23 protein-coding genes are annotated in these 25,574 nt (G+C 72.7%); 9 read left to right on the top strand and 14 right to left on the bottom strand.

What is annotated here, in order from left to right; genetic code table 11:
- Nucleotides 1–55: 55 nt before the first annotated feature.
- Nucleotides 56–2,965, top strand: a complete 2,910-nt coding sequence (locus tag FB047_RS15275) for an ATP-binding protein (RefSeq protein WP_136588061.1) — start codon at nt 56–58, stop codon at nt 2,963–2,965.
- On the opposite strand, the gene FB047_RS15270 is transcribed toward FB047_RS15275, so the two are convergent.
- The 5 genes from FB047_RS15270 to menC all read right to left on the bottom strand — a co-directional run bounded on the left by FB047_RS15270 (nt 2,962) and on the right by menC (nt 8,327).
- Nucleotides 2,962–3,765, bottom strand: coding sequence for an ABC transporter permease (locus FB047_RS15270; protein WP_136588060.1), 804 nt, complete (start codon nt 3,763–3,765; stop codon nt 2,962–2,964). The two genes, FB047_RS15275 and FB047_RS15270, sit on opposite strands and share 4 nt — an antisense overlap.
- Entirely contained in the window at nt 3,762–4,784 is a 1,023-nt protein-coding gene (locus FB047_RS15265; protein ID WP_136588059.1) for an ATP-binding cassette domain-containing protein, read from the bottom strand. Before FB047_RS15265 ends, FB047_RS15270 begins: the two co-directional genes overlap by 4 nt.
- 264 nt (nt 4,785–5,048) lie before the next feature.
- Nucleotides 5,049–6,437, bottom strand: a complete 1,389-nt coding sequence (locus FB047_RS15260; protein WP_076672936.1) for a glycine--tRNA ligase — start codon at nt 6,435–6,437, stop codon at nt 5,049–5,051.
- Nucleotides 6,438–6,495: 58 nt separating this feature from the next.
- The gene (locus FB047_RS15255) at nt 6,496–7,197 is read right to left on the bottom strand and encodes a hypothetical protein (RefSeq protein WP_136588058.1); all 702 of its coding nucleotides are present in this window, start codon (nt 7,195–7,197) and stop codon (nt 6,496–6,498) included.
- Complete coding sequence (gene menC / locus FB047_RS15250; RefSeq protein WP_136588057.1) at nt 7,194–8,327, bottom strand: o-succinylbenzoate synthase; 1,134 nt, start codon at nt 8,325–8,327, stop codon at nt 7,194–7,196. Before menC ends, FB047_RS15255 begins: the two co-directional genes overlap by 4 nt.
- A gap of 404 nt (nt 8,328–8,731) precedes the next feature.
- Here menC and FB047_RS15245 point away from each other — a divergent pair, with 404 nt between their 5' ends.
- Both FB047_RS15245 and FB047_RS15240 read left to right on the top strand, forming a co-directional pair.
- Complete coding sequence (locus FB047_RS15245) at nt 8,732–9,544, top strand: SDR family oxidoreductase (RefSeq protein ID WP_136588056.1); 813 nt, start codon at nt 8,732–8,734, stop codon at nt 9,542–9,544.
- Between the two features lie 10 nt (nt 9,545–9,554).
- The gene (locus FB047_RS15240) at nt 9,555–9,764 is read left to right on the top strand and encodes a multidrug transporter (RefSeq protein WP_136588055.1); all 210 of its coding nucleotides are present in this window, start codon (nt 9,555–9,557) and stop codon (nt 9,762–9,764) included.
- 46 nt (nt 9,765–9,810) lie between these two features.
- On the opposite strand, the gene FB047_RS15235 is transcribed toward FB047_RS15240, so the two are convergent.
- The 3 genes from FB047_RS15235 to FB047_RS15225 all read right to left on the bottom strand — a co-directional run bounded on the left by FB047_RS15235 (nt 9,811) and on the right by FB047_RS15225 (nt 12,529).
- Nucleotides 9,811–10,497, bottom strand: a complete 687-nt coding sequence (locus FB047_RS15235; protein ID WP_136588054.1) for a GNAT family N-acetyltransferase — start codon at nt 10,495–10,497, stop codon at nt 9,811–9,813.
- Between the two features lie 32 nt (nt 10,498–10,529).
- Nucleotides 10,530–11,852, bottom strand: a complete 1,323-nt coding sequence (locus FB047_RS15230) for an MFS transporter (protein ID WP_136588053.1) — start codon at nt 11,850–11,852, stop codon at nt 10,530–10,532.
- Between the two features lie 116 nt (nt 11,853–11,968).
- Complete coding sequence (locus FB047_RS15225; RefSeq protein WP_136588052.1) at nt 11,969–12,529, bottom strand: TetR family transcriptional regulator; 561 nt, start codon at nt 12,527–12,529, stop codon at nt 11,969–11,971.
- A gap of 80 nt (nt 12,530–12,609) precedes the next feature.
- On the opposite strand from FB047_RS15225, the gene FB047_RS15220 reads away from it, so the two are divergent.
- Together FB047_RS15220 and purU are read left to right on the top strand one after the other, a co-directional pair.
- Nucleotides 12,610–13,728, top strand: a complete 1,119-nt coding sequence (locus FB047_RS15220) for a zinc-binding alcohol dehydrogenase family protein (protein ID WP_136588051.1) — start codon at nt 12,610–12,612, stop codon at nt 13,726–13,728.
- Between the two features lie 119 nt (nt 13,729–13,847).
- On the top strand, nt 13,848–14,729 hold the full coding sequence (purU, locus tag FB047_RS15215; protein WP_136588050.1) for a formyltetrahydrofolate deformylase: 882 nt from the start codon (nt 13,848–13,850) through the stop codon (nt 14,727–14,729).
- A gap of 131 nt (nt 14,730–14,860) precedes the next feature.
- Here purU and FB047_RS15210 read toward each other — a convergent pair whose 3' ends face one another.
- On the bottom strand, nt 14,861–15,754 hold the full coding sequence (locus FB047_RS15210; protein ID WP_240752848.1) for an FHA domain-containing protein: 894 nt from the start codon (nt 15,752–15,754) through the stop codon (nt 14,861–14,863).
- Nucleotides 15,755–15,768: 14 nt separating this feature from the next.
- Nucleotides 15,769–16,044, bottom strand: a complete 276-nt coding sequence (locus FB047_RS15205; RefSeq protein WP_136588049.1) for a hypothetical protein — start codon at nt 16,042–16,044, stop codon at nt 15,769–15,771.
- 154 nt (nt 16,045–16,198) lie between these two features.
- On the opposite strand from FB047_RS15205, the gene FB047_RS15200 reads away from it, so the two are divergent.
- Both FB047_RS15200 and FB047_RS15195 read left to right on the top strand, forming a co-directional pair.
- Nucleotides 16,199–16,756, top strand: a complete 558-nt coding sequence (locus tag FB047_RS15200) for a winged helix-turn-helix domain-containing protein (protein WP_136588048.1) — start codon at nt 16,199–16,201, stop codon at nt 16,754–16,756.
- On the top strand, nt 16,753–17,961 hold the full coding sequence (locus tag FB047_RS15195; RefSeq protein ID WP_136588047.1) for an MFS transporter: 1,209 nt from the start codon (nt 16,753–16,755) through the stop codon (nt 17,959–17,961). Before FB047_RS15200 ends, FB047_RS15195 begins: the two co-directional genes overlap by 4 nt.
- A 3-nt stretch (nt 17,962–17,964) precedes the next feature.
- On the opposite strand, the gene FB047_RS15190 is transcribed toward FB047_RS15195, so the two are convergent.
- Together FB047_RS15190 and FB047_RS15185 are read right to left on the bottom strand one after the other, a co-directional pair.
- Entirely contained in the window at nt 17,965–18,927 is a 963-nt protein-coding gene (locus tag FB047_RS15190) for a serine hydrolase (protein ID WP_136588046.1), read from the bottom strand.
- Nucleotides 18,928–18,975: 48 nt separating this feature from the next.
- Nucleotides 18,976–20,955, bottom strand: coding sequence for a M13 family metallopeptidase (locus tag FB047_RS15185; RefSeq protein ID WP_136588045.1), 1,980 nt, complete (start codon nt 20,953–20,955; stop codon nt 18,976–18,978).
- A gap of 513 nt (nt 20,956–21,468) precedes the next feature.
- On the opposite strand from FB047_RS15185, the gene FB047_RS15180 reads away from it, so the two are divergent.
- Complete coding sequence (locus FB047_RS15180) at nt 21,469–22,797, top strand: MATE family efflux transporter (RefSeq protein ID WP_136588044.1); 1,329 nt, start codon at nt 21,469–21,471, stop codon at nt 22,795–22,797.
- Between the two features lie 71 nt (nt 22,798–22,868).
- Here the strand turns inward: FB047_RS15180 and FB047_RS15175 are convergent, their stop codons facing one another.
- Together FB047_RS15175 and FB047_RS15170 are read right to left on the bottom strand one after the other, a co-directional pair.
- Nucleotides 22,869–23,279 (bottom strand): RidA family protein, encoded by a 411-nt coding sequence (locus FB047_RS15175; RefSeq protein ID WP_136588043.1) that lies wholly within the window; start codon nt 23,277–23,279, stop codon nt 22,869–22,871.
- Between the two features lie 20 nt (nt 23,280–23,299).
- Nucleotides 23,300–23,962: a TrmH family RNA methyltransferase gene (locus FB047_RS15170; RefSeq protein WP_136588042.1), complete on the bottom strand. Its 663-nt coding sequence runs from the start codon at nt 23,960–23,962 to the stop codon at nt 23,300–23,302.
- Between the two features lie 211 nt (nt 23,963–24,173).
- On the opposite strand from FB047_RS15170, the gene FB047_RS15165 reads away from it, so the two are divergent.
- Nucleotides 24,174–25,568, top strand: a complete 1,395-nt coding sequence (locus FB047_RS15165) for an Nramp family divalent metal transporter (RefSeq protein ID WP_136588041.1) — start codon at nt 24,174–24,176, stop codon at nt 25,566–25,568.
- Nucleotides 25,569–25,574: the final 6 nt, after the last annotated feature.

The following is a 25,574-nucleotide window of genomic DNA, read 5'->3' as shown; positions in this document are numbered from 1 at the left end:
CCCCCCCACCCCCGACGCGCGGCCCCCGAACGCGCCGCGACCTAGGGTGGACACCGTGCGGGTGAGGTTCTTCGGCGGCCTGGCCGTGTCGTCGGGCGGTGACGGTGCCGGCGGTGGGGCCGGTGACGTCCATGTCGTGCCCGGGCGCGGGCAGCAGGCGCTGCTCCTGCGTCTCGCCGTCGATGCAGGCACCACCGTCGGTTATCGCGCGCTCGCCGAGGACGTGTGGGGTCTCGACGGGCCCGACGACCCCCGTGCGGCGCTGCAGTCCCTCGTGTCGCGCCTGCGCCGGTCGCTCCCGCCCGGCGTCGTCGCATCCGATCCCGGCGGGTACCGGCTCGCGCTGTCGCGCGACGACGTCGACATCACCCGCTTCCAGGACCTCGTCGCGCGGGCGCGCTCAACCGCCGATCCCGCGCTCGCCCGAGAGGCACTCGCACTGTGGACCGGCGAGGTCTGGACGCCCTCGGACGGCTTCGACTGGCTCGTGCGCGACCTGCTCGAAGACCGAGGTCACGCGGAGAAACTCGCCGCGATGCCCACCGAGCCGACGCCCGCCCCCACCGCGCCCGCCCCCGCACCGCCCGCCCCCGCAGCAAACGCGCCGACGCCCGTCGTCTCCCTCGGCGCGCTGATCGGTCGCACCGACGAACTCCACGCGATCCGCGAGCGCCTCGAGACCGACCGCCTGGTCACCGTGCTGGGCGCCGGCGGCGCGGGCAAGACCACCCTCGCGGTCGAGACCGCCCGCGCGGTCGCCGACTCCATCGTGGTCGAGCTGGCGCCGGCCGCCGCCGCGGACGTGTGGACGGCCATCGCGGGCGCCGTGGGCCGGCGCATCCGCCTCCCCGACACCGGCGGGGCCACCGTCTCCGCCGCCGATCGCGTCGCGGAGGCCGTGACGGGACGGCGCGTGGTGATCGTGCTCGACAACTGCGAGCACGTCATCCGCGAGGCCGCCGAGGCCGCCCTGCACCTGCTCGGCATGAGCCCCGGAGTGCGCGTGCTCGCCACGAGTCGCGAGCCGCTCGGCATTTCGGGCGAAGCCTTCGTCGACCTCGGCCCGCTCCCCACCACTGACGCCGAGACGCTGTTCGCCACGCGGGTGCGCTCCGCGCGCGGGCGCGTTCCGGACGACGACGAGCGCGCGACAGCCGAGCGCATCGTGCGTCGTCTCGACGGGCTGCCGCTCGCGATCGAGCTCGCCGCCGCGCGAGCGCGCACGCTGACGCTCGCCGAGATCGATGCGGGGCTCGACGACCGCTTCGCCCTGCTGTCGAACGGTCCGCGGCTCAGCTCCGAGCGGCACCGCACACTGCGGGCGCTCATCGACTGGAGCTGGGACACCCTCACCGAGGGGGAGCGCATCGCCCTGAGGGTCGCCGCGGTCTTCCCCGACGGCATCGGCACCGCGGACGCTCCGGCCGTCGCGGCGGCGTTCGACGCGGATGCCGACGCCTTCGACGCCCTGGTCGATCGCTCGCTCCTCACCCGGCGCGAGGGGCGCTTCCGCATGCTCGAGACGGTGCGCGAGTACGGTCTCGACCGCCTCCGCGGCGAGGGGACGGAGCAGGCCTTCCGCGCTCGTGCGGCCGACGTGCTCACCGATCTCGCCTCCGCGCGCGAGACCCACTCGCGTGGCCCGGGCCTGCGCGACGCCCTCGCGTGGTTCGACGCGAACGACGAGAACCTCGCCGCCGCCCTGCGTACGCGCGCGGATGCCGCCGACCGCCCCGGCGGGGTGCGCCTGCTCCGCACCCTCTTCTGGCCCTGGGCCGTGCGCGAGCGCAGCGACGACCTCCGCCGCGGGATCACGACGTTCGCCGACCCGGACGCTCCCCTCGATGACGAGCCGAGCGTCGTGCTCGAGGCGGTGGCGCTCTTCGCCGCCGCGTTCCCCGAGCCCGGGCGCACCTCGACCCTCCCCGCGGCATCCTTCGCTGCGCGGCGCGCCCGGCTCGAGGACGCCGCCACGCGGCATCCGTCCGAGATCACCGCCCTGGTCGCTCCCCTGCTCCGCCTGGCGGAGACGGTCCTGCACAGCGACGAGGGCGAGGCCGTGCGCACCTGGCACGTCGACGTGACCGACGCGGAACTCGCCGAGGCGCCCCCGTGGACCCGGGCGATCCTGCACGCCCTGCGGGCCGGCGCCGCCCAGAACGCGGGGGACATGGACGCGCTCGGCGTCGAGAGCGCCCGGGCGCTGGAGATGTTCGAGCGTCTCGGCGACGCGTGGGGCACCGGCTTCGCCAGCCAGCTGCGCTCGGAGTGGCTCGTGCTGGCCGACCGGCTCGACGAGGCCCTCGCGGTGATCGACCGTTCCGGCGCGGCGATCCGCGGGCTGACCTCGGTGCCCGACCTCCTGCAGCAGGAGGCGCAGGCCGTCGGCATCCTGCTCCGACTCGGCCGGCTGGCTGCGGCCCGGGAGCGCGCGGCCGCGATCGACCGCGCCGCCGCGGCGGACGGCTCCGTGCGGGCGCTCGCGCAGGCGCGTATGACGGCGACCCACGTCGAGATCGCCGACGGCGACGGAGCCGCCGCCCTGAGCGAGATCGACCGGGTGGGGCTCGAGGGGCAGCCCGGCATCCCGGATCAGTTCCTCGCGTGGGTCGATGCCCTGCGCGCGCAGGCCCTGCTGCTGCAGGACCGACCCGACGACGCCCGAGCGTCGCTGCGCCGCGGCCTCGCCCGCGCCGTGGAGTCGCGCGACCACCCGATCATCGCGACCGTCCTGGTGACCGTGGCCGGATGGAACGCCGCCGAGGGACGGTCCGAGCGCGCCGCCGAGGCGCTCTCCCGCGCTCACGCGGTGCGCGGGGCGGCCGACGAGCGCGATCCGTTCGCCGTGTGGGTGCGCGCGCGCATGGCGCGAACGGGCGCCGAGGTGACCCCGGCGCCCGCTCGCGGCATCCGTTCCGCCCTTGCGGACGTGCATGCCGCGACCCTGCTCGCTCTGCTCGACTAGGCCTTGCGCATGTAGGCGCGCACCGTGAGCGGGGCGAAGACCGCCACGATGACCGCCGCCCCGATGAGCGAGACGACCGCGTCGGAGCCGAGGGTGCCGGAGTTGACGAGGTCGCGCACCGCGGTGACGAGGTGCGAGACCGGGTTGACGTCGACGAACCACTGCAGCCACGACGGCATCGTGTTCGCCGGGACGAAAGCGTTGGAGAGGAACGTCAGGGGGAACAGGACGATCATCGAGATCCCCTGCACGCTCGACGCGCTGCGGGCGATGACGCCGAAGAAGGCGAAGATCCAGCTGATCGCCCACGAGCACGCGATGACGAGCAGCCCCGCGGCGACGACGGCCCAGAGGCCGCCCTCGGGCCGGAAGCCCATGATCCAGCCCATCGTGAAGGTGAGCGTCGTCGCGATCGCGTAGCGCACCGTATCGGCGAGCAGCGCGCCCGAGAGCGGGGCGATGCGCGCGATCGGCAGCGACCGGAAGCGGTCGAACACGCCCTTGTCCATGTCTTCGCGCAGCTGCGTGCCGGTGACGACCGAGGTCGTGATGACGGTCTGCACGAGGATGCCCGGGATGATGATCGGCAGGTAGCTCTGCACGTCTCCCGCGATCGCCCCGCCGAAGATGTACGTGAACATCAGGGTGAACAGGATCGGCTGCACGGTGACGTCGATCAGCTGCTCGGGCGTGCGGCGGATCTTCAGCAGGCCGCGACCGGCCATCGTGATCGTGTTCTGCAGGGTCTGCGCGAGGCCCGCGGTGCGGGGCAGATCGCGCTCGAGGGTGAGGGCGCTCATGAGCGGGCTCCTTCCAGGGCGCCGGCGCTCTCTTGCGCGGGTGTGTCGTTCGTGCTGTCGTCGCTCGGGACACCCGAGCCGGTGAGGGTGAGGAAGACCTCGTCGAGGGTGGGCTGCTGCACGCTGAACTCGCTCAGGTGCACGCCCGCCTCGCGGAAGGCCACGAGCAGGTCGGTGACCCGGTCGGGGTCGGACATCGGCACGGTGAGGCGCGCCGCCTCCGGAGACACGATGGCCGCGGCATCCAGCACCCGTCCCACCGTGGCGCGGGCGACGTCGAGGTCGGAGCCGGGCTGTAGGCGGAGGACGAGCGAGGCCTGACCGACCGAGGCCTTGAGCGCGAGCGCCGTGCCCTCGGCGACGACGCGCCCGCGGTCGATCACGGCGATGCGGTCGGCGAGCTGGTCGGCCTCGTCGAGGTATTGCGTGGTGAGCACGACGGTGGATCCGGATGCCACGAGCCGGCGGATCGTGTCCCACATCTGTCCGCGGGTGCGGGGGTCCAGACCCGTGGTCGGCTCGTCGAGGAAGATGAGCGGCGGCTGCGCGATGAGGGAGGCCGCGAGGTCGAGACGTCGCCGCATGCCGCCGGAGAACTTCGCGAGGGGACGGGATGCCGCCTCGGTGAGGCCGAACTCCTCGAGGAGCTCCGTCGCCTTGCGGCGGGCGTCGCCGCGCGAGAGGCCCAGCAGGCGACCGAAGATGAGGAGGTTCTCGGTGGCCGAGAGCTTCTCGTCGACCGAGGCGAACTGCCCGGTCAGGCCGATGAGCTGGCGCACGACGTGCGGCTCGCGGGCGACGTCGTGGCCGAAGATCTCGGCCCTGCCGCCATCGGGACGCAGGAGCGTCGTGAGCATGCTGATGGTGGTGGTCTTGCCGGCGCCGTTGGGGCCGAGCACGCCGTAGACCGTGCCGGCTTCGACGACGAGATCGACGCCGTCGACGGCCCGGTTGGAGCCGAACGTCTTGACGAGCCCTTCGGCTCGGACCGCGGGAGAGCGGGTGGATGAGGTGGTCATGACGCCAGGATGCGCCGCGTGCCCTGTCGCGGCGCTGTCACGCCGGGTGGGGCGCTGTCACGGCGCTGTCACGGCGCTGCCGCGGGTCGCCGCCGGGGTCGCTCCGGGCCGTTTCGGACCGCGAGACGGCATCCGGCTGACGAGTCGGTTGCAGAATGTCGCCGATTCGTCAGCCGCATGCGGTCTCGCGCACAGACGGGGAGCGCGACGGGGCGGGGACGCCGAGAACGGCGGGCGACGCCCGGGAATGACGGAGACCGGATATCAGGCGCCGCGCAGGCGCTCCGCGAGGTAGCCGTGGAGCGCGTCGAGGCCGATGCGCTCCTGGCCCATGGTGTCGCGGTCGCGCACGGTCACGGCGTTGTCGTCGAGCGAGTCGAAGTCGACCGTGACGCAGAACGGCGTGCCGATCTCGTCCTGCCGGCGGTAACGGCGACCGATCGCGCCGGCGTCGTCGAAGTCGATGTTCCAGCCGGCGGCGCGCAGCGTGTCGGCGGTCTCGCGGGCCAGCGGCGAGAGGCGCTCGTTGCGCGACAGCGGCAGCACGGCGACCTTGACGGGCGCGAGGCGCGGGTCGAGCTTGAGCACCGTGCGGGTGTCGGTGCCGCCCTTGGCGTTGGGCACCTCTTCTTCGCGGTACGCGTCGACGAGGAACGCCATCATCGCGCGGGTCAGACCGAACGACGGCTCGATCACGTACGGCGTGTACTTCTCGCCCGACGCCTGGTCGAAGAACGTGAGCGACTGGCCCGACGCCTCGGAGTGGCTCTTGAGGTCGTAGTCGGTGCGGTTGGCGACGCCCATGAGCTCGCCCCACTCCTTGCCCGGGAACCCGAAGCGGTACTCGACGTCGATCGTGCCGGCGGAGTAGTGCGCCCGGTCGTCTTCGGGGACGTCGAAGCGCTTCATGTTCTCGGGGTCGATGCCGAGCTCGATGAACCAGTTCCAGCACGCCTCGACCCAGTGCTCGAACCACTCGTTCGCCTCGGCCGGCGGGGTGAAGTACTCGATCTCCATCTGCTCGAACTCGCGCGTGCGGAAGATGAAGTTTCCGGGCGTGATCTCGTTGCGGAACGCCTTGCCGACCTGGCCGACGCCGAACGGGGGCTTGCGACGGGATGCCGTGAGCACGTTCGAGAAGTTCACGAAGATGCCCTGCGCGGTCTCGGGACGCAGGAAGTACAGGCCCGATTCGTCGTCGACGACGCCGAGGTAGGTCTTGACCAAGCCCGAGAACGACTTCGGCTCGGTGTACTGCCCCTTCGTGCCGCAGTTGGGGCAGGGGATGTCGGCGAGACCGTTCTCGGCCTTGCGGTTCTTGCGGGCCTCGAAGTCCTCGATGAGGGTGTCGGCGCGGAAGCGCTTGTGGCAGCTGAGGCACTCCACGAGCGGGTCGGTGAAGGTGGCGACGTGACCCGAGGCCTCCCACACGCGCTTGGGGAGGATGATGCTCGAGTCGAGGCCGACCATGTCGCCGCGGCCGCGGACGAAGGTCTGCCACCACTGGCGTCGGATGTTCTCCTTCAGCTCGGTGCCGAGGGGGCCGTAGTCCCAGGCGGAACGCGAGCCGCCGTAGATCTCACCGGCCTGGAACACGAAACCGCGATGGCGGGCGAGGGCGATGACCTTGTCGAGGCGGGACTGTTCGGCCACGGTGGCTCCAATGGTCGGGAAAGCTGTGGGGATCGAGCGCGAGGGCGCGGCATCCAGTTTATCGAAGCGGCCCCGCCTCGCCCGGCTCTCCGTCTCGCGCCTCATCGCGCTCGCGGATCCAGTTCTGCAGATACGGCATCGCGACGTTCGTGGCGTGGGCGGCCAGGGTGGCGCGGGCGGCGTCCGCGAGGGAGCCGGGGGCCGGCGCCGCGGGGTCGGCGACGTGCGCGATCGGATACGGGAAGCGGTTGCGGAACATGTCCATCCACAGCAGCACGAGGTCGTCCTCGTGCGCGAGCGTCGCGTGACTGAACGAGCCGCGCTCGTGCCGCTCGATCTCCCAGCCCTGCCGGGTGGGGCGCGCGGCGTAGTCGGGGTCCCCGCCCCAGGACCACCCGCCCCGACCGCGGACGGGCGTGCCGTAGCCGAAGCCGTTCAGCGCCGCAGCGAGCGCCTCGGGCGTCCACGGGGCCGGGAAGAAGGTCGACAGGCTGACCCGCAGCGCCAGCGGCGACAGGCGCGTCGGCGCCTCGCGCGGAGCCTGGGTGAGCTCCGCCTCGAGCGCGGCGGCCAGCGCGATCGTCGCGGCCGACGGCTCGTCGCGGTCGAGGAGCAGCAGGAAGGTCTGCAGCGTACGCAGGTAGGTGCGGTGCGCCGCGGCATCCGCGAACGGGGGGACCGGGATGCCGTCGACGCTCGGCCGCCCCCAGGGGACGTCGTCGCCGTCGGTCTCGGACAGCCCCGCACGCCCGCCGCTCATCGCGTGATCCGCTCGCGGCGCACGGTGAAATCCTCGAGCGCCGCCGCGTCGATCTCGACGCCGAGGCCGGGCCCGGTGGGCACGCGCACGTGTCCGTCCTCGATCACGGCGGGCTCGGTGACGATGTCGCGGGTGTAGAAGCGTGCGGATGCCGAGATGTCGCCCGGCAGCGTGAACCCGGGGAGCGCGGCGAGAGCTGCGTTGGCGGCCCGACCGATCCCGGTCTCGAGCATGCCCCCGCACCACACCGGGACGCCCGCGGCGACGGCGCGGTCGTGGATCGCGACGGCCTCGAGGTAGCCGCCGACCCGGCCGGCCTTGATGTTGATGATCGCCGCGGAGCCGAGGGCGAGCGCGTCGGCGGCGGCCTTGTCCGAGACGATCGACTCGTCGAGGCACACCGGCGTGCGAAGGCGCGTCGCGAGCGTCGCATGATCGACGAGGTCGTCTTCCTGCAGCGGCTGCTCGATGAGCAGGAGGTCGAAGCGGTCCAGTTCGGCCAGGGTATCGGCATCCTGGAGCGTGTAGGCCGAATTCGCGTCGACCTGCAGCGGGATCGCTCCGAAGGCGTCGCGGACGGCGGCCGTGTCGTCGATGTCGCGCCCCGGCTTGATCTTGATCTTGATGCGCACGTAGCCCTCGCCGAGGTAAGCGCCGACGGCGTCGACGAGGGCCGCCGGGTCGCGCTGGATGCCGACCGAGACCCCGGACGGCACACGGTCCGTCGCGGCGCCGAGGTACTGACCGAGACTGCGCCCCTCGGATCGCAGGGCCGCGTCGAGCACCGCGAGCTCGAGCCCCGCCTTGGCCATGCGGTGACCGACGACGCGACCCAGGATGCCGCCGACCTCCTCGGGCGCGAGCGTGCGGCGCTCGAGCAGGGCCGGGGCGAGGAACCGCGTGAGCACGTCCCACGCTCCCTGCGTGTACTCGCTGGAGTAGAAGGGCTCGGCCGAGGTCACGACCTCCCCCCACCCGCGGCCGTCGCTCGTCTCGGCGGCGACGACGATGACCTCGCGCACGGTCTCGGTGCCGAACGACGTGGTGAAGGGCGACACGAGCGGCAGGTGCAGCACGCGCAGTTCGACGGCATCCAGGGTCACGACAGGGGCGGGCTGCAGGAGAGGCATGGGGGGAGGGTATCGGGAGCGGCGGACACCACGCAGGAGACGCGGTCGTCGGGCCCCGGCACACGGCCCCGCAGCCCGGGCGACCGAACGGATCTCCTGCGTCGTGTCGCGGCGCCCCGGCACAACTCCTGCAGAACGGGCGCGGAGCGGGAGGACCCGCGCCCGGCCACGGGAAATTGCAGGAGTTGTGCACGCCGGCCCGCCCCGCCCCGACCCGCCGAGCCGGAGTCGGTCGGCCGGCGGGTCCGGCCCGCGCGCGGCGGCTCCCGCCCGCGCCCGGCGGCTCCGGCCGCGCCCGGCGGGTCCGGCCCGCGCCGCAGCCGGCCGGCCCGCGACCGTAACGCCCGCGCCCGGCCGTGGCAAGGCCGCCGAGGCCGCCGCCCCGCGCGCGTAGCGTCACCCGCATGAGCGACGACTTCACCCCCCGCCACGCGATCGTCACCGGCTCCGACTCGGGCATCGGCGCGGCCACCGCCCTCGCCCTCGCCGACGCCGGAATGGACGTCGCGGTCACCTACCACTCCGACCAGGACGGCGCCGAGGAGACCGCCGCCGCCGTGCGCGAGCGCGGCGTGCGCGCGATCGTCGCGCAGTTCGACGCGACCGACTTCGACGCGGTCCCGGATGCCGTGAACGCCATGGCCGACGAGCTCGGCGGCCTCGACGTCTTCGTCAACAACGCCGGCGGCGGGATCGGGGGCTCGTTCCTCGACCTCGACTTCGACACGTGGCGCACCGACATCTCCCTCAACCTCGACGGAGCCTTTCTCGCTCTGCACACCGCGGCGAAGCGGATGGTGGCGGCCGGCAACGGCGGGCGCCTCATCGTCGTCTCGAGCGTGCACGAGCACCAGCCCCGCGTCGGTTCGGCCCCCTACGTCGCCGCGAAGCACGGCGTCGGCGGTCTCATCAAGACGATGGCCCTCGAGCTCGGCCAGTACGGCATCACCGCGAACGCCGTCGCCCCGGGGGAGATCGCGACTCCCATCAACGACATGTCGGCCGAGGACGCCGATCGCATCCACCGCCCCGGCATCCCCCTCGGTCGCCCGGGCAAGCCGGAGGAGATCGCCGACGTCATCCGCTTCCTCGCCTCGCCCTCGGGCTCGTACGTCACCGGCGCGAGCTGGGTCGTCGACGGCGGGATGCTGCAGATGGGCCCCCAGGCGGGCTCGCACATGGACAGCGACGCCTGGCGCTCGGCCGGCGAGGAGTGAGTACAGCGCCATGAGCGACGAGAACAGCTTCGAAGAGAACCGTCACGACCAGCTCACGAGCGCGCCGAAGGCCACCGAAGAGGACGCGGCTCCGCGCTTCGACGTGACCGAGCACGACGGCGTCACGCGCATCGACGTGCGCGACGATGCGGCGGTGCGTCCGGGGCCGGGACAGGGCGACCCGGCTGCGGAGAAGGACCAGCCGGTCACCGAGCAGTGAGTCGTCGCGTCGTCGTGCCGGCTCGGCGGCCCGCACGGCGATGCGCTCACTCCACGATCAGGTATCCGCGTCGGTCGAACCCGCCGATCCGGCGACCGGATGCCAGGTGCCCCCGCAGCTCCTCCCGCACGCGCACGCGCCAGTCGGCGGCGGCCGCCGGGTCGGTGCGGCGCAGACTCTCGATGTCGTCGGGCACGGCCACGACGGCCGAGATCGCGGCATCCGTCGGGGTGGGTGCGGGCGGCTCGGCGAGCGCCCACGACACCAGGAGCCGGTCGGACTCGTCGCCGCGGTTGACGTCGTCGTCCATCTCGCCGTACTGATTCACGAGGTAGTCGGTGACGCGGGCGCCCAGCACGGCGAGGTTGAAGTGCGCGTTGCGCGGGATGAGCGGGTCGAAGGTCCACGTGATGTGCCCGACTCCGCGCTCGAGCGCCCAGTCGCGCTGGTGGTTCTTGAGCTGCCGACCGAGGCCGCGACCCTGGTGACCGGGCAGGACACCGGTGATGTGCGAGTGCATCGACCGCGCGGCGGGAGGGCCGAAGAACGCCGCCGATGCCCCGATCATCGCCTCGCCGTCGTAGAGGCCGACGACGTAGTTGCCGGCGTGCTCGAGAGCGCGGAGGATGTTCGCCGGCATGGTGCCCTTCTCGCCCCACACCCGGTCGAGCACCCCCGCGGCCACGTGGATCGCGTCGACGGTGTCGAGGGGGCGGATGTCGATGTCGCTCATGCCCTCGATCCTCGCACCGCGGGCCGACGCCGTCAGCGCGGCAGCACCCCGCCGACGTGGCGGATGGTGCGCCCGCGCTCCACCGCGATCGCGATCCCGCCCACCAGCCACAGCGGCACCTGCGTGAGGAAGGCGAGACGGAAGGCGTCGAGCGAGTAGGTTTCGGGGCTGCCCGCCCCCTGCACGTCCATCGCGATGCCGATGAAGAGGATGGCCAGCAGGGCGGCGAGGAATCCCCCGCCGTTGACGATGCCGGTCGCGGTGCTCAGGCGGTGGCTGGGCGTGAAGGTGCGCGCGTGGTCGAACGCGATCATCGACGCCGGGCCCCCGGTGGCCAGGGCGAACATCAGCACGATGAGCAGCCACAGCGGGGCGGGCCCCGGCCAGGCGGCGACGACGATCCACACGAGCGCCTGGAAGACGACGGTCGGCAGCACGAGCCACCGCGAGCGTCGACGCGGATGCCGACTCGACAGCGCACCGATCACCGGGCCGCTGACGATACCGAACAGCACGAACAGCGTCATGATCCCCGACGCGGCCGCCGGCTCGAGTCCCTCGCCCGCGGTGAGGAACGGGAAGCCCCACAGCAGCATGAACGCGGTCCCCGCGAACGGGGTGGCGAAGTGCGACCAGAATCCGAGCCGCGTGCCGGGATGCGCCCACGACTCGCGGAACCCCTGCCGCCGATCCGGCGCCGAACGCACCACCCGGATGGCGCCCGTCTGCGTGTCGACGGAGGTGTCGACCGGATCGTCTCGGCGTTCGGGCGGGCGGTTGCGGATGATCGCGAAGGTCAGCACCGCGAAGAGCACGCCGAGCCCGGCGACGCTGCCGAAGGCGACGCTCCAGCTCGTCGCGTGCAGGAGGGCCGCGAGGGGGACCACGGCGACGATCTGGCCCATCTGGCCGATGATGCCCGTGAGCTGAACGAGCAGCGGCGCCCGCTGCGCCGGGAACCACGTCGCGATCACGCGCAGCACGCTCGGGAAGATGGCGGCGTCTCCCGCGCCGATGAGCACGCGGGCCAGGATGCCGATCCCCACAGCATCCGCGAAGGCCATCACGAGCTGGCCCACCGCCATCAGCACCATGCCGATCGCGATCATCGGGCGCGCGCCGAACCGGTCGAGGAGGAGGCCGACGGGGATCTGCATCGCGCCGTAGACGAAGAGCTGGATGACGGCGAACATCGACAGCGCCGACGCGTCGGCGCCGAAGCGCACGGCGGCATCCACTCCCACCGCGGACAGCGAGGTGCGGTTGACGATCGACACGACGTACGCGAGGACGCCGACGATCCACAGCGTCCAGGTGCGCCAGCCCGGCCGGTCGAGGCGGAGGGTGCTGGTCACGCGTTCCAGGCTATCCCCGACCGCCGACACCGGCGGCGGGGTGGCGCGGGTGGGGCTGTGGTGTGTGCGGCGCAGGGCCGGCGCACCGGCGTACGGGGCGAACGGCGGGCAGCCCGTCAGCCCAGGACAGCCGCCATCTCGCGGCGGACCCTCTCGAGATGCTCCCGCAGGGGCGTGCCTGACCCATCGGCCGCCCAGCGCTCGAGGGCCGTCTGCAACAACTCCACCGCGACCCCGGCGACGACGCGCGCGTGCAGGGACTCGACGCCGCGCGCGAGGTAGCCCTCGACGAGCACCGCTCGCAGGTCGGCCTGCTTCTGCAGGTCCCGTTCGCGCAGAGCGGGCTCGGCGTCGATGACGCGTCGCGCCGCCGCGATCTCGTCGCGTCGGGGCTCGAACCGGTCGGCGGCGAGGGCCTGCAGTCCGGTCCAGGCGATCGAGAAGGGCGACATGTCAGCCGGGGCGTCCGCGAGCATGCGCGCAGCGAGCCGCGGGATCTCGTCTCCGGAGAAGAACACCTCGCGCTTGTCGGCGAAGTGCCGGAAGAACGTGCGACGCGTGACCCCGGCCCTCTCGACGATGTCGGGGACGGTCGTCGCCTCGAACCCGCGCTCGGTGAACAGCTGCATCGCGGCTTCGCGCAAGCGCTCCTTGGTATCGGGTGCCCATCTGGCCATGTCGAGATCCTAGGTGACGACACCACGTGTCATCGCGTCTATAGTGAAGACACTCCGTGTCATCACGCGAAAGGTCCGTCATGTCCGCGCACGCCGCCGCCCTTCTCCCCGCGCCTCGAGCCGCACTCACCCGCGGCACGGTCGACACCCCCGTACCCGCCACCGACGAGGTTCTCGTGCGCGTGCGCGCCGTGGCTGTCAATCCGGTCGACTGGGTGATCCAGGGCACCAGCCGCATCACCTACCGCTGGCTGCGGACCCCCGCCGTGCTGGGATCCGACGTGTCGGGCGAGGTCGTCGCAATCGGGTCGGACGTCACGCGGTTCCGCGTGGGTCAGCGCGTGTTCGGCCTCGCGACCGGCACCGACCGTGGCAGGAACCCGCTGCGCGAGGGGGCGTTCCAGGAGTACACGACCCTGCTCGAGCGCCTCACCGCTCCCACACCCGACGATCTCTCCGACGAGCAGGCCGCCGTCTTCCCGCTGGGACTGTCCACCGCGGCGTGCGCGCTGTTCCAACCGCAGCACCTCGGACTGCGGATGCCAGGCGACCCGGCGCCCACCCCCGACCGCGGTGTCGTCGTGATCTGGGGCGGGTCCACCAGCGTCGGCATGAACGCCGTCCAACTGGCGCGCGCCGCCGGTTACGACGTCGTGACCACGGCATCCGCTCGAAATGCGGCGATCGTGCGCGACCTCGGAGCGGACGCCGTCGTCGACCACCGCTCGCCCTCCGCCGTCGCGGAGCTCGTCACGGCCATCGGCGGGCGACCCGTGGTCGGCGCCGTGGCGCTCGGAGCCGGCTCGACGGACGCGTGCATCGACGTCCTCGCCCGCACCGGCGGGGGTCGACTGGCCATGGCGAGTACACCCCTCTCTCTCGACGCACTTGTCGGACGCCGCCGACTGTTCCCGGCGATGCTGCCGGTCTTCACGCGCATCGGGCTCGCGACGCTGCGCTCGACGCTGCGCGCCCGACGCCGTGGCATCCGCGCCGCATTCGTCTGGGGCAGCAGCCTGCGCGACGACGAGATGGGCCCGCGCCTGTGGGGCGAGGTCGTTCCGCGCCTGCTCGCCGAGGGCTCCCTGCGCCCCGCGCCCGACCCGCTCGTCGTCGGCGACGGCCTCGACGCTCTGCAGGGCGCCCTGGACCGGCAGCGCGCGGGCGTCTCGGCGCAGAAGATCGTCGTGCGCGTCTGAGTCCGGCCGAGGTCGGGCCGCGGCGGCGCGGCCGACATGACCCCGGGGCCACGAACGACGCCCCGAAACCGCGCCGCACGTGGTCAGCCGAAGCCACCTGCGCACGGCAGAATGGTCCGATGGTCTCCGCGAGCCCCCACCTGCAGCCCGATCACGCCTGCCTCATCGTGCACGGCAGCGACACCCCCGGCATCATCGCCGCGGTCTCCGCCCTCATCGCGCGCCAGGGCGGCAACATCGTCGCCTTCGACCAGTACTCCGACGACCCGCGCGGCGGCGCGTACTTCCAGCGCGTGGTGTTCCACCGCCCCAACCTCGCGGTCGCGCTGCCCGAGATCGAGGCCGACATCGCCACGACCCTCGGCGAGGGCTTCGACCTGGAGTGGACCCTCACCGACCTCTCCACCCCCAAGCGCATGGCGATCCTCGCCTCGAAGCAGGACCACTGCCTGCTCGATCTGCTGTGGCGTCACCGTCGCGGAGACCTTCCGGTGAGCATCCCGATGGTCGTGTCGAACCACACCACGGCCGCCGAGGACGTGCGCTCGTTCGGCGTTCCCTTCTTCCACGTCCCGTCGACGCCCGGGCCGGACAAGTCGGCATCCGAGGCCCGCATCCTCGAACTGCTCGTCGGAAACGTCGACTTCGTCGTGCTCGCGCGCTACATGCAGATCCTCTCCCCCGACTTCCTCGAGAAGATCGGGGTGCCGGTGATCAACATCCACCACTCGTTCCTGCCCGCCTTCATCGGCGCCGAGCCGTACAAGAAGGCGAAGCAGCGCGGAGTGAAGCTCATCGGGGCGACCTCGCACTACGTCACGAGCGACCTCGACGAGGGTCCGATCATCGAGCAGGACACGGTGCGCGTCACGCACGCCGACTCCGCCGCGGAGCTCGCCCGCCGGGGCGCCGACGTCGAGCGTCAAGTGCTCTCGCGCGCGGTCCTCTGGCACGCCGAAGACCGCATCATCCGCCACGGCAACCACACGATCGTCTTCTAACCCCCGGATGCCGCGGCCCGGCCCGCCGCCGGGCACCGCGAGACTGCATCTCGCCGACACGTCGGCTGCGGGACGCAACCGTCTCGTCGAGGAGATGCAGTCTCGGCGCCGGAGGGAGCGGCGCGTGCGGCTTAGTCGGGGTCGCTCGCGCGGCTGAGGGGACCCGAGCCCCCGCGCGGGGGCTGCTTGCGCTGACGCGCGAGTTCCCCGCCCTGCCGCCCGCCGTACGGACGACCGTGGTCGGCGAACTCGGCACGGAAGTACGCCAGCCGCCAGTCGCCCAGCTCGATGCGGGCACCGGTGCGCAGGATGCGGCCCCCGCCGTCGCGTCCGGGACCCTGATCGCGCGCACCCCCGCCGCCGACGACGTCGAAGCCGTACAGCACGTACTCGTCGTCGCCCTCGTGCCGGATCTCGGCGTGGACGGGGGCGAGTCCCGGCAGGCGCAGATCGGCTTCGTCGCCCGATCCGATCACCGTTTTGGTGGGCAGCAGGTCGAACTCGCGCGGACGCGAGCCGTCCCACGACGAGTCGCCCACCGCGAAGATGAGGCGCGGGCGCCCCGACCCCGGGGTGTAGTGCGTGGTCGTGACCCGGCGACGCACGGTGCGGTTGATGGTGGGCACCAGCGGCAGCGGCGTCTCGGGCGGGACCGGGAACGTCAGCGTCCGGTCGCCGTTGCGACGCACCAGCAGCGGGGCCACGGCCGCGACCGAGCCGAGCCGGATGTGCTTAGACCCCGTGATGACGCGCTGCAGCGCACCGCTCTTGACGTCGCCGAGCTGCAGGATCGGCCCGTCCGGCCCCTCGAGCTTCACGGAGATGCCCCGGGATGCCAGGGCCTCGGCCACCGTGGAGAGCTCGGCGAGCGTGCGCCGGCCGTTCCCCGGCAGGCGCGAGGGATCGCTCACGACGATGCGCACCTCGGTACCCGCGGCCGTGATCGTCCCCTCGAACGGCGGGACGTCGGCATCCTGCCCCTCCTCGTGCTCCGAGAAGGCGAGGTCGATGTCGAGGCGCACCATGACGGCGCCGCCCCTCAGTTGCCGCGGTACGGGTCGGACCCGGCCGCGGTGTCGTCGCTCGTGGTGACGCGCAGGGTGCCGTTGAGCTTCCACGTCGCGCGGGGAGCGTCGGGGCCGATGTCGCGCGGCACCTCGACGGTCATGTCGACGAAGGAGTAGTTCACGGCGGCGCCGCGGCCGGTGAGGTACGACCACATCTCGCGGCCGAGGTCGGTCCAGTCGGTGATCGAGTGGCCCTGGGGCCCGGAGGAGTCGGCGAACGGGTCGGTGGTGGCAGGAGTCTCGGACATGGCTTCGGTCCTTCCTTTCAATTCGAGGCCACAAGCGTCCCAGCGGCCCCGGGCGCCCGAGGAGGGATTGCATTGGGGCGCGTGTTGGGGCACCATTTCCCCCACCCCCAAAGGAGTATTTGACGGTCGAGGTCGGGCACGCGAGCATGGCGTGATGTCGCGACTGAACGAACTCCGCGCCACCGCCCACCCCCTGCGACTGCGCCTGCTGTCGCTGCTCACCGGTGCGGCCCTGAGCGCGGCCGAGGCGGGGCGCGAGCTGGACGTCTCGCAGGCGTCCGCGAGCTACCACCTGCGCGTGCTCGAGCGCGCGGGACTCGTGCGGGTCGTCGAGGTCGTCCGCCTGCGCGGCGGGGATGCCAAGCGCTACCGGCACGAGTCCTCGTCGCGGCGGTACGACCCCGACGCGCGCCCCGGCGAGCGCTCGCGCGAGGGGGAGGCGGAGTACGTCGAGGCCATCGTCGACGAGCTGCGTCGACGCACCGCCCTGCGCGTCGACGGACCGTCGATCTCGACCGACGCCGAGCTATGGGTCGACCCCGCCGTGTGGCGACGTGTCGTGCAGCACATCGGCGAGGCCTCGGCTCTGCTGCACGCCGCCGCCCGACCCCCGCGCACCCCGGGGACGCGCCCGGTGTCGATGACCGCGGCGCTGTTCCCCGTGCGGACCCCGCCGCCGCGTCCGGCGCCGCGCCCGGGCGGCCCGGCGTGAGGGGCCCTCTCTCCCTCGCCCCGTTCCGGTGGCTGCTCGCCGCCCGCACGACGGCCATCGTGGGCAACGCCGTCGCTCCCCTGGCCTTGGCGTTCGCCGTGCTCGACCTCACGGGGTCGGCGGCCGATCTGAGCCTGGTCGTCGCCGCCCGTTCGATCGCCAATGTCGCGATGCTGCTCTTCGGCGGCGTGGTCGCCGACCGCCTGCCGCGCGGAGCGGTGCTGGTCGGCTCCTCCGTCGCGGCCGCGCTGACGCAGGGGGCGATCGCCGCCCTGGTGCTGACCTCGACCGCCGGCATCCCGATCCTCGTCCTCCTCGGCGTCGTCAACGGCGCGGTCGCGGCCGTGAGCCTTCCCGCAGCCGCCGCCCTCGTACCCGAGACCGTGCCCGCGTCCCTGCTCCGCCCCGCCAACGCGCTGCTGCGGCTCGGCCTCAACGGCGGCAGCATCGTCGGCGCGTCGGCCGGAGCCGTCGTGGTCGCCGCCGTCGGTCCGGGGTGGGGGCTCGCGATCGACGCGGCCGCCTTCGCGGTCGCCGCGGTGCTCTTCTCGCGCCTGCGCCTGCCGGTGAAGGCGCCGACGGATGCCGCGCCGGGCGGGCATCTCTCCGTCTGGGACGACCTGCGCGAAGGCTGGCGTGAGTTCGCGAGCCGCCGGTGGGTGTGGATCGTCGTTCTGCAGTTCGCCGTCCTCAACGCCGCATTCATCGGGGCGAGCACCGTGCTGGGCCCGCTGGTCGCCGATGAGGGGTTCGGCCGCGGGGCCTGGGGGCTGGTCATCGCGGCGCAGACGGCAGGGCTCGCCCTGGGCGCCGTCATCGCGCTGCGCTGGCACCCCCGACGGGCGCTCGGCATCGGGGTGGCGGCGATGGCGCTCGCGGCCCTGCCGGCGGCGGCGCTGGGATTGACCCCGGTCGTTCCGGTGCTCGTCGTCGCCTTCGCGATCGGCGGTGTCGCGATCGAGCTCTTCGCGATCGCGTGGGATCAGTCGCTGCAGACGCATATCCCCCGGGCGGCCCTGTCGCGCGTGTACTCGTACGACATGGTCGGCTCGTTCATCGCGGTGCCCCTCGGAGAGGTCGCCGTCGGTCCGATCGCCGAGTCCGTGGGTGTGCCCCCGGTGCTGCTGGGCTGCGCCGCGGTCATCGTCGTGGCGACCCTGGCGGCGTCGTGCTCGCGGAGCGTGTGGAGCATCCGCGCCGCCTGAGTGTCAGTACACGTACTCCATCAGCTCGACGCCCAGCACCCGGAAGGCGTCGTGCGCGCGCAGGCGATGCGCGATCGACAGGTCGTCGAAGTTGACCAGCAGGGCGTAGGAGACGCCCGCCCGCGGGCCCCCGAGCACTCCCGCCTCGGCGCGCACGCCGGGGGCGCGACCGGTCTTGTTCACGAAGAGCAGACCGTGCTGGTCGTTCTCGTGCGCGAAGGGGTCGAGCCCCGTCGCGGATGCCACGAGCGAGAGGTCGTAGTTCAGACTCAGCCACTCGGCGACCTGCGCGCTGACGCCGGGCGAGACGATCGTGGAGTTGACCAGGCCCGCGAACACCTGGGCCATCTCGCGCGCGGTCGACAGCGCGACGTGCGGGGCGTCGTCGGGGCCGCGGTCGTCGCGGAACCGGTCGAGCAGCGCCGTACGACGCAGCCCGAGGTGCTCGAGGCGGGCGCGCACCGATTGCAGACCGACGCGGTGCAGCAGCGCGTTGGCCGCGAGGGCGTCGCCCGTCGAGGCCGCCAGCAGGGCCAAGTCGGTCAGCGGCAGAGCGGGAGCCTTGAGGTGCTGCCAGGTGCCCCCGTGCGCCGCCCCCGCCACACTCGCCCGGTCGACGATCTCGAGCGCGTCGAGTCGCCCCGACTCGAACGCCGCGGCCGTCTCGATGAGCAGCGGCACGACACCCAGCCCGCCGACGGGCAGGGTCAGGAAGTCGTCGCCCGAGAGCACCGCCGTCCCGCCGTCGAGGTCGTCGATGCGCACCGACACCTTGGCGCCCGAGGCGGCGAGCTCGTCGAGCGAACGCAGCGTCGCGGTGAAGGAGCGGCGGCCGGCCGCCGCCCGCCGGGGCAGTCGCTTCGGTCCCTTGCGGCCCGCGCCGCGAAGGGCCGGGGCGTCGCGTCGCGACGACTCCACCGGCCCTCCGGCGGGTTCGGGCAGGGCGGGCTCGGGAAGCGGGGGCATGCCCACGAGCGTTGCTCCTTCCGGGTCAGCAGGACAACAAACGCCGTCTCACCAAATGGTGACGCGCTGGTCGGCGTCGAGCCAGAGGGCGTCGCCCTCGCCGACCTCGAACGCCTCGTAGAACGCGTCGATGTTACGCACGATCTGATTGCAGCGGAACTCGTTCGGCGAGTGCGGGTCGATGGTGAGCAGACGGATGGTCTCGGCATCCCGACCCTTCTGCTGCCAGATCTGGGCCCAGCTGAGCAGCAGACGCTGGATGCCGGTGAACCCGTCGACGACAGGACCCTCGCCCTCGGCGTCGCCCTGCTCCTCGAGGAAGAGCCGGTAGGCCGCGATCGCGATGCCGAGCCCGCCCAGGTCGCCGATGTTCTCGCCGATGGTGAGGGCGCCGTTGACGTGGTGCTCCGCGCTCAGGCCCTGCGGCACGAGCTCCTCGTACTGGGCGATGAGCGCCTTGGTGCGCTCCTCGAACGCCGCGCGGTCGGCATCCGTCCACCAGTCGCGCAGCGACCCGTCGCCGTCGAAGCGGGATCCCTGGTCGTCGAAGCCGTGGCCGATCTCGTGACCGATCACCGCGCCGATGCCGCCGTAGTTCGCCGCCGCGTCACGCTCGGCGTCGAAGAACGGGTACTGCAGGATCGCCGCGGGGAACACGATCTCGTTCATGAGCGGGTTGTAGTACGCGTTGACCGTCTGCGGGGTCATGTACCACTCGTCGCGGTCGATCGGCTGGCCGACCTTGGCGAGCTGGCGGTCGTGCTCCCACACGTGGGCGCGACGGACGTTGCCGACCAAGTCGCCGGCCTCGATCTCGAGGTCGGAGTAGTCCTTCCACCGCACCGGGTAACCGATCTTGGGCGTGAAGGCGTCGAGCTTGGCCAGGGCCCGCTCGCGCGTCTCCTCGGTCATCCAGTCGAGCGTGCGGATGGACCGGCGGTACGCCTCGATCAGGTGGGCGACGAGGCCGTCCATCGCATCCTTCGCCGCCGGCGGGAAGTGCCGTTCGACGTACACCTTGCCGACCGCCTCGCCCAGGGCGGCCTCGACGAGGCTGACGCCGCGCTTCCATCTCTCGCGGTTGACGGGAACGCCGGTGAGCTGCGTTCCGTAGAAGGCGAAGTTCTCGGCCACGAACTCGTCGGACAGGAAGGCCGCCGCGGCGTGCACGATCTTGAACCGCAGCCACGCCTTCCAGTCCTCGAGCCGCTCGGCCACCAGTAGGCCGCCGAGCGCCTCGATGAAGCTCGGCTGGTACACGACGACCTCGGCGAGCGCGTCCTCGTGACCCGGGGCGACCCCCGCACGCCACGGCTCGAGGTCGACTCCGGCGAGGGCGAGCGTGTCGTCCCAGGTCTTCAGGTTGTAGGTCTTCACCGCGTCGCGGCTGTCTTCGCGCGACCAGTGGTGCGCGGCGAGGTCGGTCTCGAGCGCGAACACCCGATCGGCGGATGCCGCGGCCTCGGCGACACCGGCGAGCTCGAGCACGCGCGCGATGTGCGTGCGGTACGCCGTGCGGGTCTCGTCGAAGTTGTCGAGCCGGTAGTAGCTCTCGTCGGGCAGCGAGATGCCGCCCTGGTAGACCACCGGCACGTAGCGCGTGGGATCGCCCGGGTCGGGCTCGACGAAGAGCGTCAGCAGGCCGCTGATGCCGTCGCGCTCGAGCTCGCCGATGAGCCGGAGCAGGGAGGGGATGTCGGTGACGGTGTCGACGGCGGTGAGCTGGGGGGCCAGGGGCTCCCCGCCGAGCGCCTCGATGCGGTCGGTGTCCATGAAGCTCGCGAACAGGTCGCCGATCTTGCGGGCTTCACTGCCCGGCTCGGCGTCCTGCGACTCCTGGACGATGGTGCGCACGTCCGCCTCCGCCTGCTCGGCGATGAGATGGAACGAGCCCCAGCGGGCCTTGTCGTCGGGGATCTCGGTGCGCTCCAGCCAGCGGCCGTTCACGTAGCGGAACAGGTCGTCCTGCGGGCGGATCTCGTCGCTGAGCTCGTCGAGCGCGAGACCGGAGCGGGGGGTGTCGGTCATGCAGACAGGATAAGTGCCCCACATCCGTGCGGGCTCGGAACGCGGGCGCGCCACGCCCGGACGCGGAACGCATCGCCTCCCCGTTCCGCGCAGCCCCGGCGTCGTGCGCGGCGGCGTCGTGTGGGCGGGCGGACCCCGCCCCCGCGCCTTGCATGACCTCCGCGATCCGCACATCCTCAGCGGCATCCGCCCCCACCCGACCGAGGTTGCGCGAATCGCTGAGCGTGCGCGACCACCCGCCGGCATCCCGCACACCCTCCGCGTTCCGCACACCCTCAGCGGCATCCGCCCCCACCCCACGGAGGTTGCGCGAATCACTGAACGTGCGCGACCACTCACCCGCGCCGAACACAACCTCCGCGATCCGCACACCCTCCGCGATCCGCACACCCTCAGCCGCATCCGCCCGCATCCGACGGAGGTTGCGCGAATCACTGAGCGTGCGCGGCTTCGGGCCCGCGCCGCACGCGGCCCGCGCCCGGCGATGTCGGGGGCCCACCCTAGGCTCGACGCGTGAGCACCCTCCCGCCCGTGACGTTGAACCGCTCGATCCTGCGGCTCGCGGTGCCGGCTCTGGGCGCCCTGATCGCCGAGCCCCTCTTCCTCATCGTGGATGCCGCGATGGTGGGCCATCTCGGCGTCGCTCCCCTGGCGGGTCTCGGCATCGCGAGCGCGGTGCTGCAGACGATCGTCGGGCTCATGGTCTTCCTCGCCTACTCCACCACCCCCGCCGTCGCGCGGCGCTTCGGCGCGGGCGAACCGGGGCGCGCGGTGTCGGTCGGCATCGACGGAATGTGGCTCGCCCTGGCCCTCGGCGCCGTGCTCGCGGCGGTGGGCTCGCTGTTCACGCCCCTCGTGATCGACGTGTTCGGCGCCGCGCCCGACGTCGCCGAGAGCGCCCGCGTCTACCTGTCGATCTCGATGTGGGGCCTGCCGGCGATGCTCGTGGTGTTCGCGGCGACCGGCCTCCTGCGCGGCCTGCAGGACACCGTCACCCCGCTGTGGATCGCGGGCATCGGGTTCGCCGCGAACGCGGCCCTGAACGCGCTCTTCATCTACGGATTCGGCTGGGGCATCGCGGGGTCGGCGGTGGGCACGGTCGCCGCCCAGTGGGGAATGGTGGGCGCGTATGTCGTGGTGGTCCGGCGACTGGCGCGGCGGCACGCGGCGTCACTGCGACCGCAGCGCGAGGGATGGGGAGGCACCGCGCGCTCGGGCGGCTGGCTGTTCCTGCGCACCCTGAGCCTGCGCGCGGCGTTCCTCGCCACCGTCGCCGTCGCCACGGGCCTCGGCTCCGCGGAGCTCGCCGGTTGGCAGATCGCGTTCACGATCTTCTCCACCGCGGCGTTCGCGCTCGACGCCCTCGCGATCGCGGCCCAAGCCCTCATCGGCCACGCCCTCGGCGCGCGCGAGACCGACACGGTGCGGCGCGTGCTGGCGCGCACGAGCGCGTGGGGCATCTGGTTCGGCGTCGCCGTCGGCGCCGTGCTCGCGGCGGCGTCGGGCGTGATCGGACTCGTCTTCACCGGTGACGCCGAGATCGCGGCCCTCATCCAGCCGGCCCTGCTCGTACTCGCCGTCGCGCAGCCTCTCGCGGGGCTCGTCTTCGTGCTCGACGGCGTACTCATCGGCGCGGGCGACGCCCGCTACCTCGCCCTCGCGGGGCTGCTCAACCTCGTGCCCTACGCGCCCGCCCTGGCGCTCGTCGCCCTGTTCGCGGGCGGAGGCGGAGGAGGACTGGCGTGGCTCGCCGCCGCGTTCTTCGGCGTCTACATGCTCGCCCGCGCGATCACCCTCGGCCTGCGCGTGCGCGGGCGGGCGTGGATGACGGCGGGCGACTGACCCGTCGACGCCGGCGCATCCTCGCCCGGGCCCCGGGTGCACCCCGCTCGGACCCGGGCGCCCTCGCCCCGTCAGTCGTCGATCACCGCGGCGACGGCTTCGAGCTCGACCAGCTGGTCGTCGTAGCCGAGCACCGTCACGCCCATCAGCGTGCTCGGCACGTCGTGCGCCCCGAACGCATCTCGGACGACCTCCCAGGCCGAGACGAGGTCGGCCTGACGATCGGATGCCACGAGCACGCGCGTGCTGATCACGTCGGTGAGCTCGGCTCCCGCGTCGGCGAGCGCGGTCCGGAGGTTCTCGACGCAGCGCGCCGCCTGCACGGCGACGTCGCCGACGCCGACCGTGACCCCGTCGGCATCCAGGGGGCACGAACCGGCGAGGAAGATGAGGCGGGCCTCGGCGGGGGCCGTCGCGGCGTAGGCGTACTCCGCGATGCTCGACAGCGACGCGGAGCGAATGAGGGTCACGGCCTTCGGCATCCGTCCACCCTGGCATGCCGCTAGGCCCAGCGGCGGCACCACTCGTACATGATCACCGCGGCGGCGGAGGCGGCGTTGATCGACCGCGTCGACCCGTACTGCGTGATCTCGACCACGCCGGTCGCCGCCTCGAGCGCCTCGGGCGAGAGGCCCGGCCCCTCCTGACCGAAGAGGAGCACGCAGTCACGGGGCAGTTCCGCGCGGTCGATCGGCACGGATCCCTCGATGTTGTCGACGGCGATCACGGGCAGGCCCGCTCCGCGCGCCCAGGCGGCGAACGCCGCGACGTCCTCGTGGTGACGCACGTGCTGGTAGCGGTCGGTGACCATCGCCCCGCGGCGGTTCCACCGACGCTTGCCGACGATGTGCACCTCGGCCGCGAGGAACGCGTTCGCGCTGCGCACGATGGTGCCGATGTTGAGGTCGTGCTGCCAGTTCTCGATCGCGACGTGGAACGGATGCCGCTTGGCATCCAGATCGGCGACGATCGCGTCCATGCTCCAGTAGCGGTAGCCGTCGACGACGTTGCGCCGGTCGCCCTCCGCGAGCAGCTCCGGGTCGTATCGCGGGTCGTCGGGCCACTCGTCCGGACCGCCGGGCCAGGGTCCGACGCCGTGCGTCGGCGCCTCGGGCTCCGGGCCCCGCCCGGTCGGTGCCCCCGTCGGGTCCTCGGCATCCGTCACCGTCCCAGGCTATCCGCGCGCCCGCCCTGCCCCCGCCGCGCGTGCGCCCGCCGCACCCCCGCCGCGCGTGCGCCCGCCGCGCCCCCGTCCCGCACGAGATCACACGTTCGGCGCGAGATCACACCCGCCGACGTGTGATCTCGCGCCGAACGTGTGTCCTCGGTGCGCTCAACAACTTTTCGGTCGACCGAAAAATAGCTAAGGTTTCGGCATGCCGAAAACTCAGGATGCCGTGGACCGCCGCCACGCGCCCGGGCGCGCGCTCTGGCTGCTGGGGCCGGCGATGGTCGCGGGCGTGGCATACCTCGACCCCGGCAACGTCGCGAGCAACATGACCGCGGGCGCGGCGTTCGGGTATCTGCTGGTGTGGGTCGTGGTGCTCGGCAACGTCATGGCCTGGCTGATCCAGTACCTCTCGGCGAAGCTCGGCATCGTGACCGGCGAGAGCCTGCCGCAGATCCTCGGTCGCCGCATCCGCCACCCGTGGGCGCGACGCCTCTACTGGCTCCAGGCCGAGGCGGTCGCGATGGCCACCGACGTCGCCGAGGTGATCGGCGGTGCGGTGGCGCTGCACCTGCTGTTCGGCATCCCCCTGGTGTGGGGCGGAGCCGTCACGGGAGTGGTGTCGATGGGCCTGCTGCTCCTGCAGACGCGGAGGGGGGCGCGGGCGTTCGAGACCGTGCTGATCGGCCTGCTCGTCATCATCGCGATCGGTTTCTCCGCGGGAGTGCTGTTCGCCCCGCCCGACCCCGCGGGTGTCGTGGGAGGACTGCTGCCGCGCTTCGAGGGGACGAACTCGGTGCTGCTGGCCGCGTCGATCCTCGGGGCGACGATCATGCCGCACGCGATCTACGCGCACTCGGCGCTCGCCCGCGACCGCTTCGCGCCCGGCGGCGCGGGGTCGGCGACGGACGGACGGGCGACCGCCTCAGCCGCGCGGAGTGCGCCCGGGTCGGACGCCGGTCCCGCGGCATCCGCCACCGCCACCCGCTCCGACATCGGCGCCACCGCCTCCGCGGCGCGCGCGGCGCTCGAGCAGGCGCGCGGCATCTCCACACCCCGGCTGCTGAGAGCCACCCGCTGGGACGTGACGATCGCCCTCGCCGTCGCCGGAACCGTCAACCTCGCGATCCTGCTCCTCGCCGCCGCGAACCTCGCCGGGGTCGACGGGACCGACAGCCTCGAGGGCGCCTACGCGGCCCTCCGCGACGGTCTCGGGCCGCTGGTCGCCACGCTCTTCGCCGTCGGCCTGCTCGCGAGCGGTCTCGCCTCGACCTCGGTCGGCGCGTACGCGGGCGCCGAGATCATGCACGGCCTGCTGCGGGCGCGGGTGCCCCTCCTCACCCGGCGGTTGGTCACTCTCGTCCCGGCCCTGGTGATCCTCGGACTCGGCGTCGACCCGACGCTCGCCCTCGTGCTGAGCCAGGTGGTGCTGTCGTTCGGCATCCCCTTCGCCCTGGTGCCGCTCGTCGCGTTGACCGCGCGCGGGGAGGTGCTCGGCCGCTACCGCAACCGCCGCGCGACCACGGCGGCCGGGGTGGCGGCATCCGTCTTCCTCATCACCTTGAACGTCGTGCTCGTGTGGCTGGTGGTCACCGGCGGATAGGCTGAC

This window comes from Microbacterium hydrothermale (genome assembly GCF_004854025.1).
Lineage (GTDB): Bacteria > Actinomycetota > Actinomycetes > Actinomycetales > Microbacteriaceae > Microbacterium > Microbacterium hydrothermale.
This window is presented reverse-complemented; position numbering and strand designations above follow the sequence as displayed.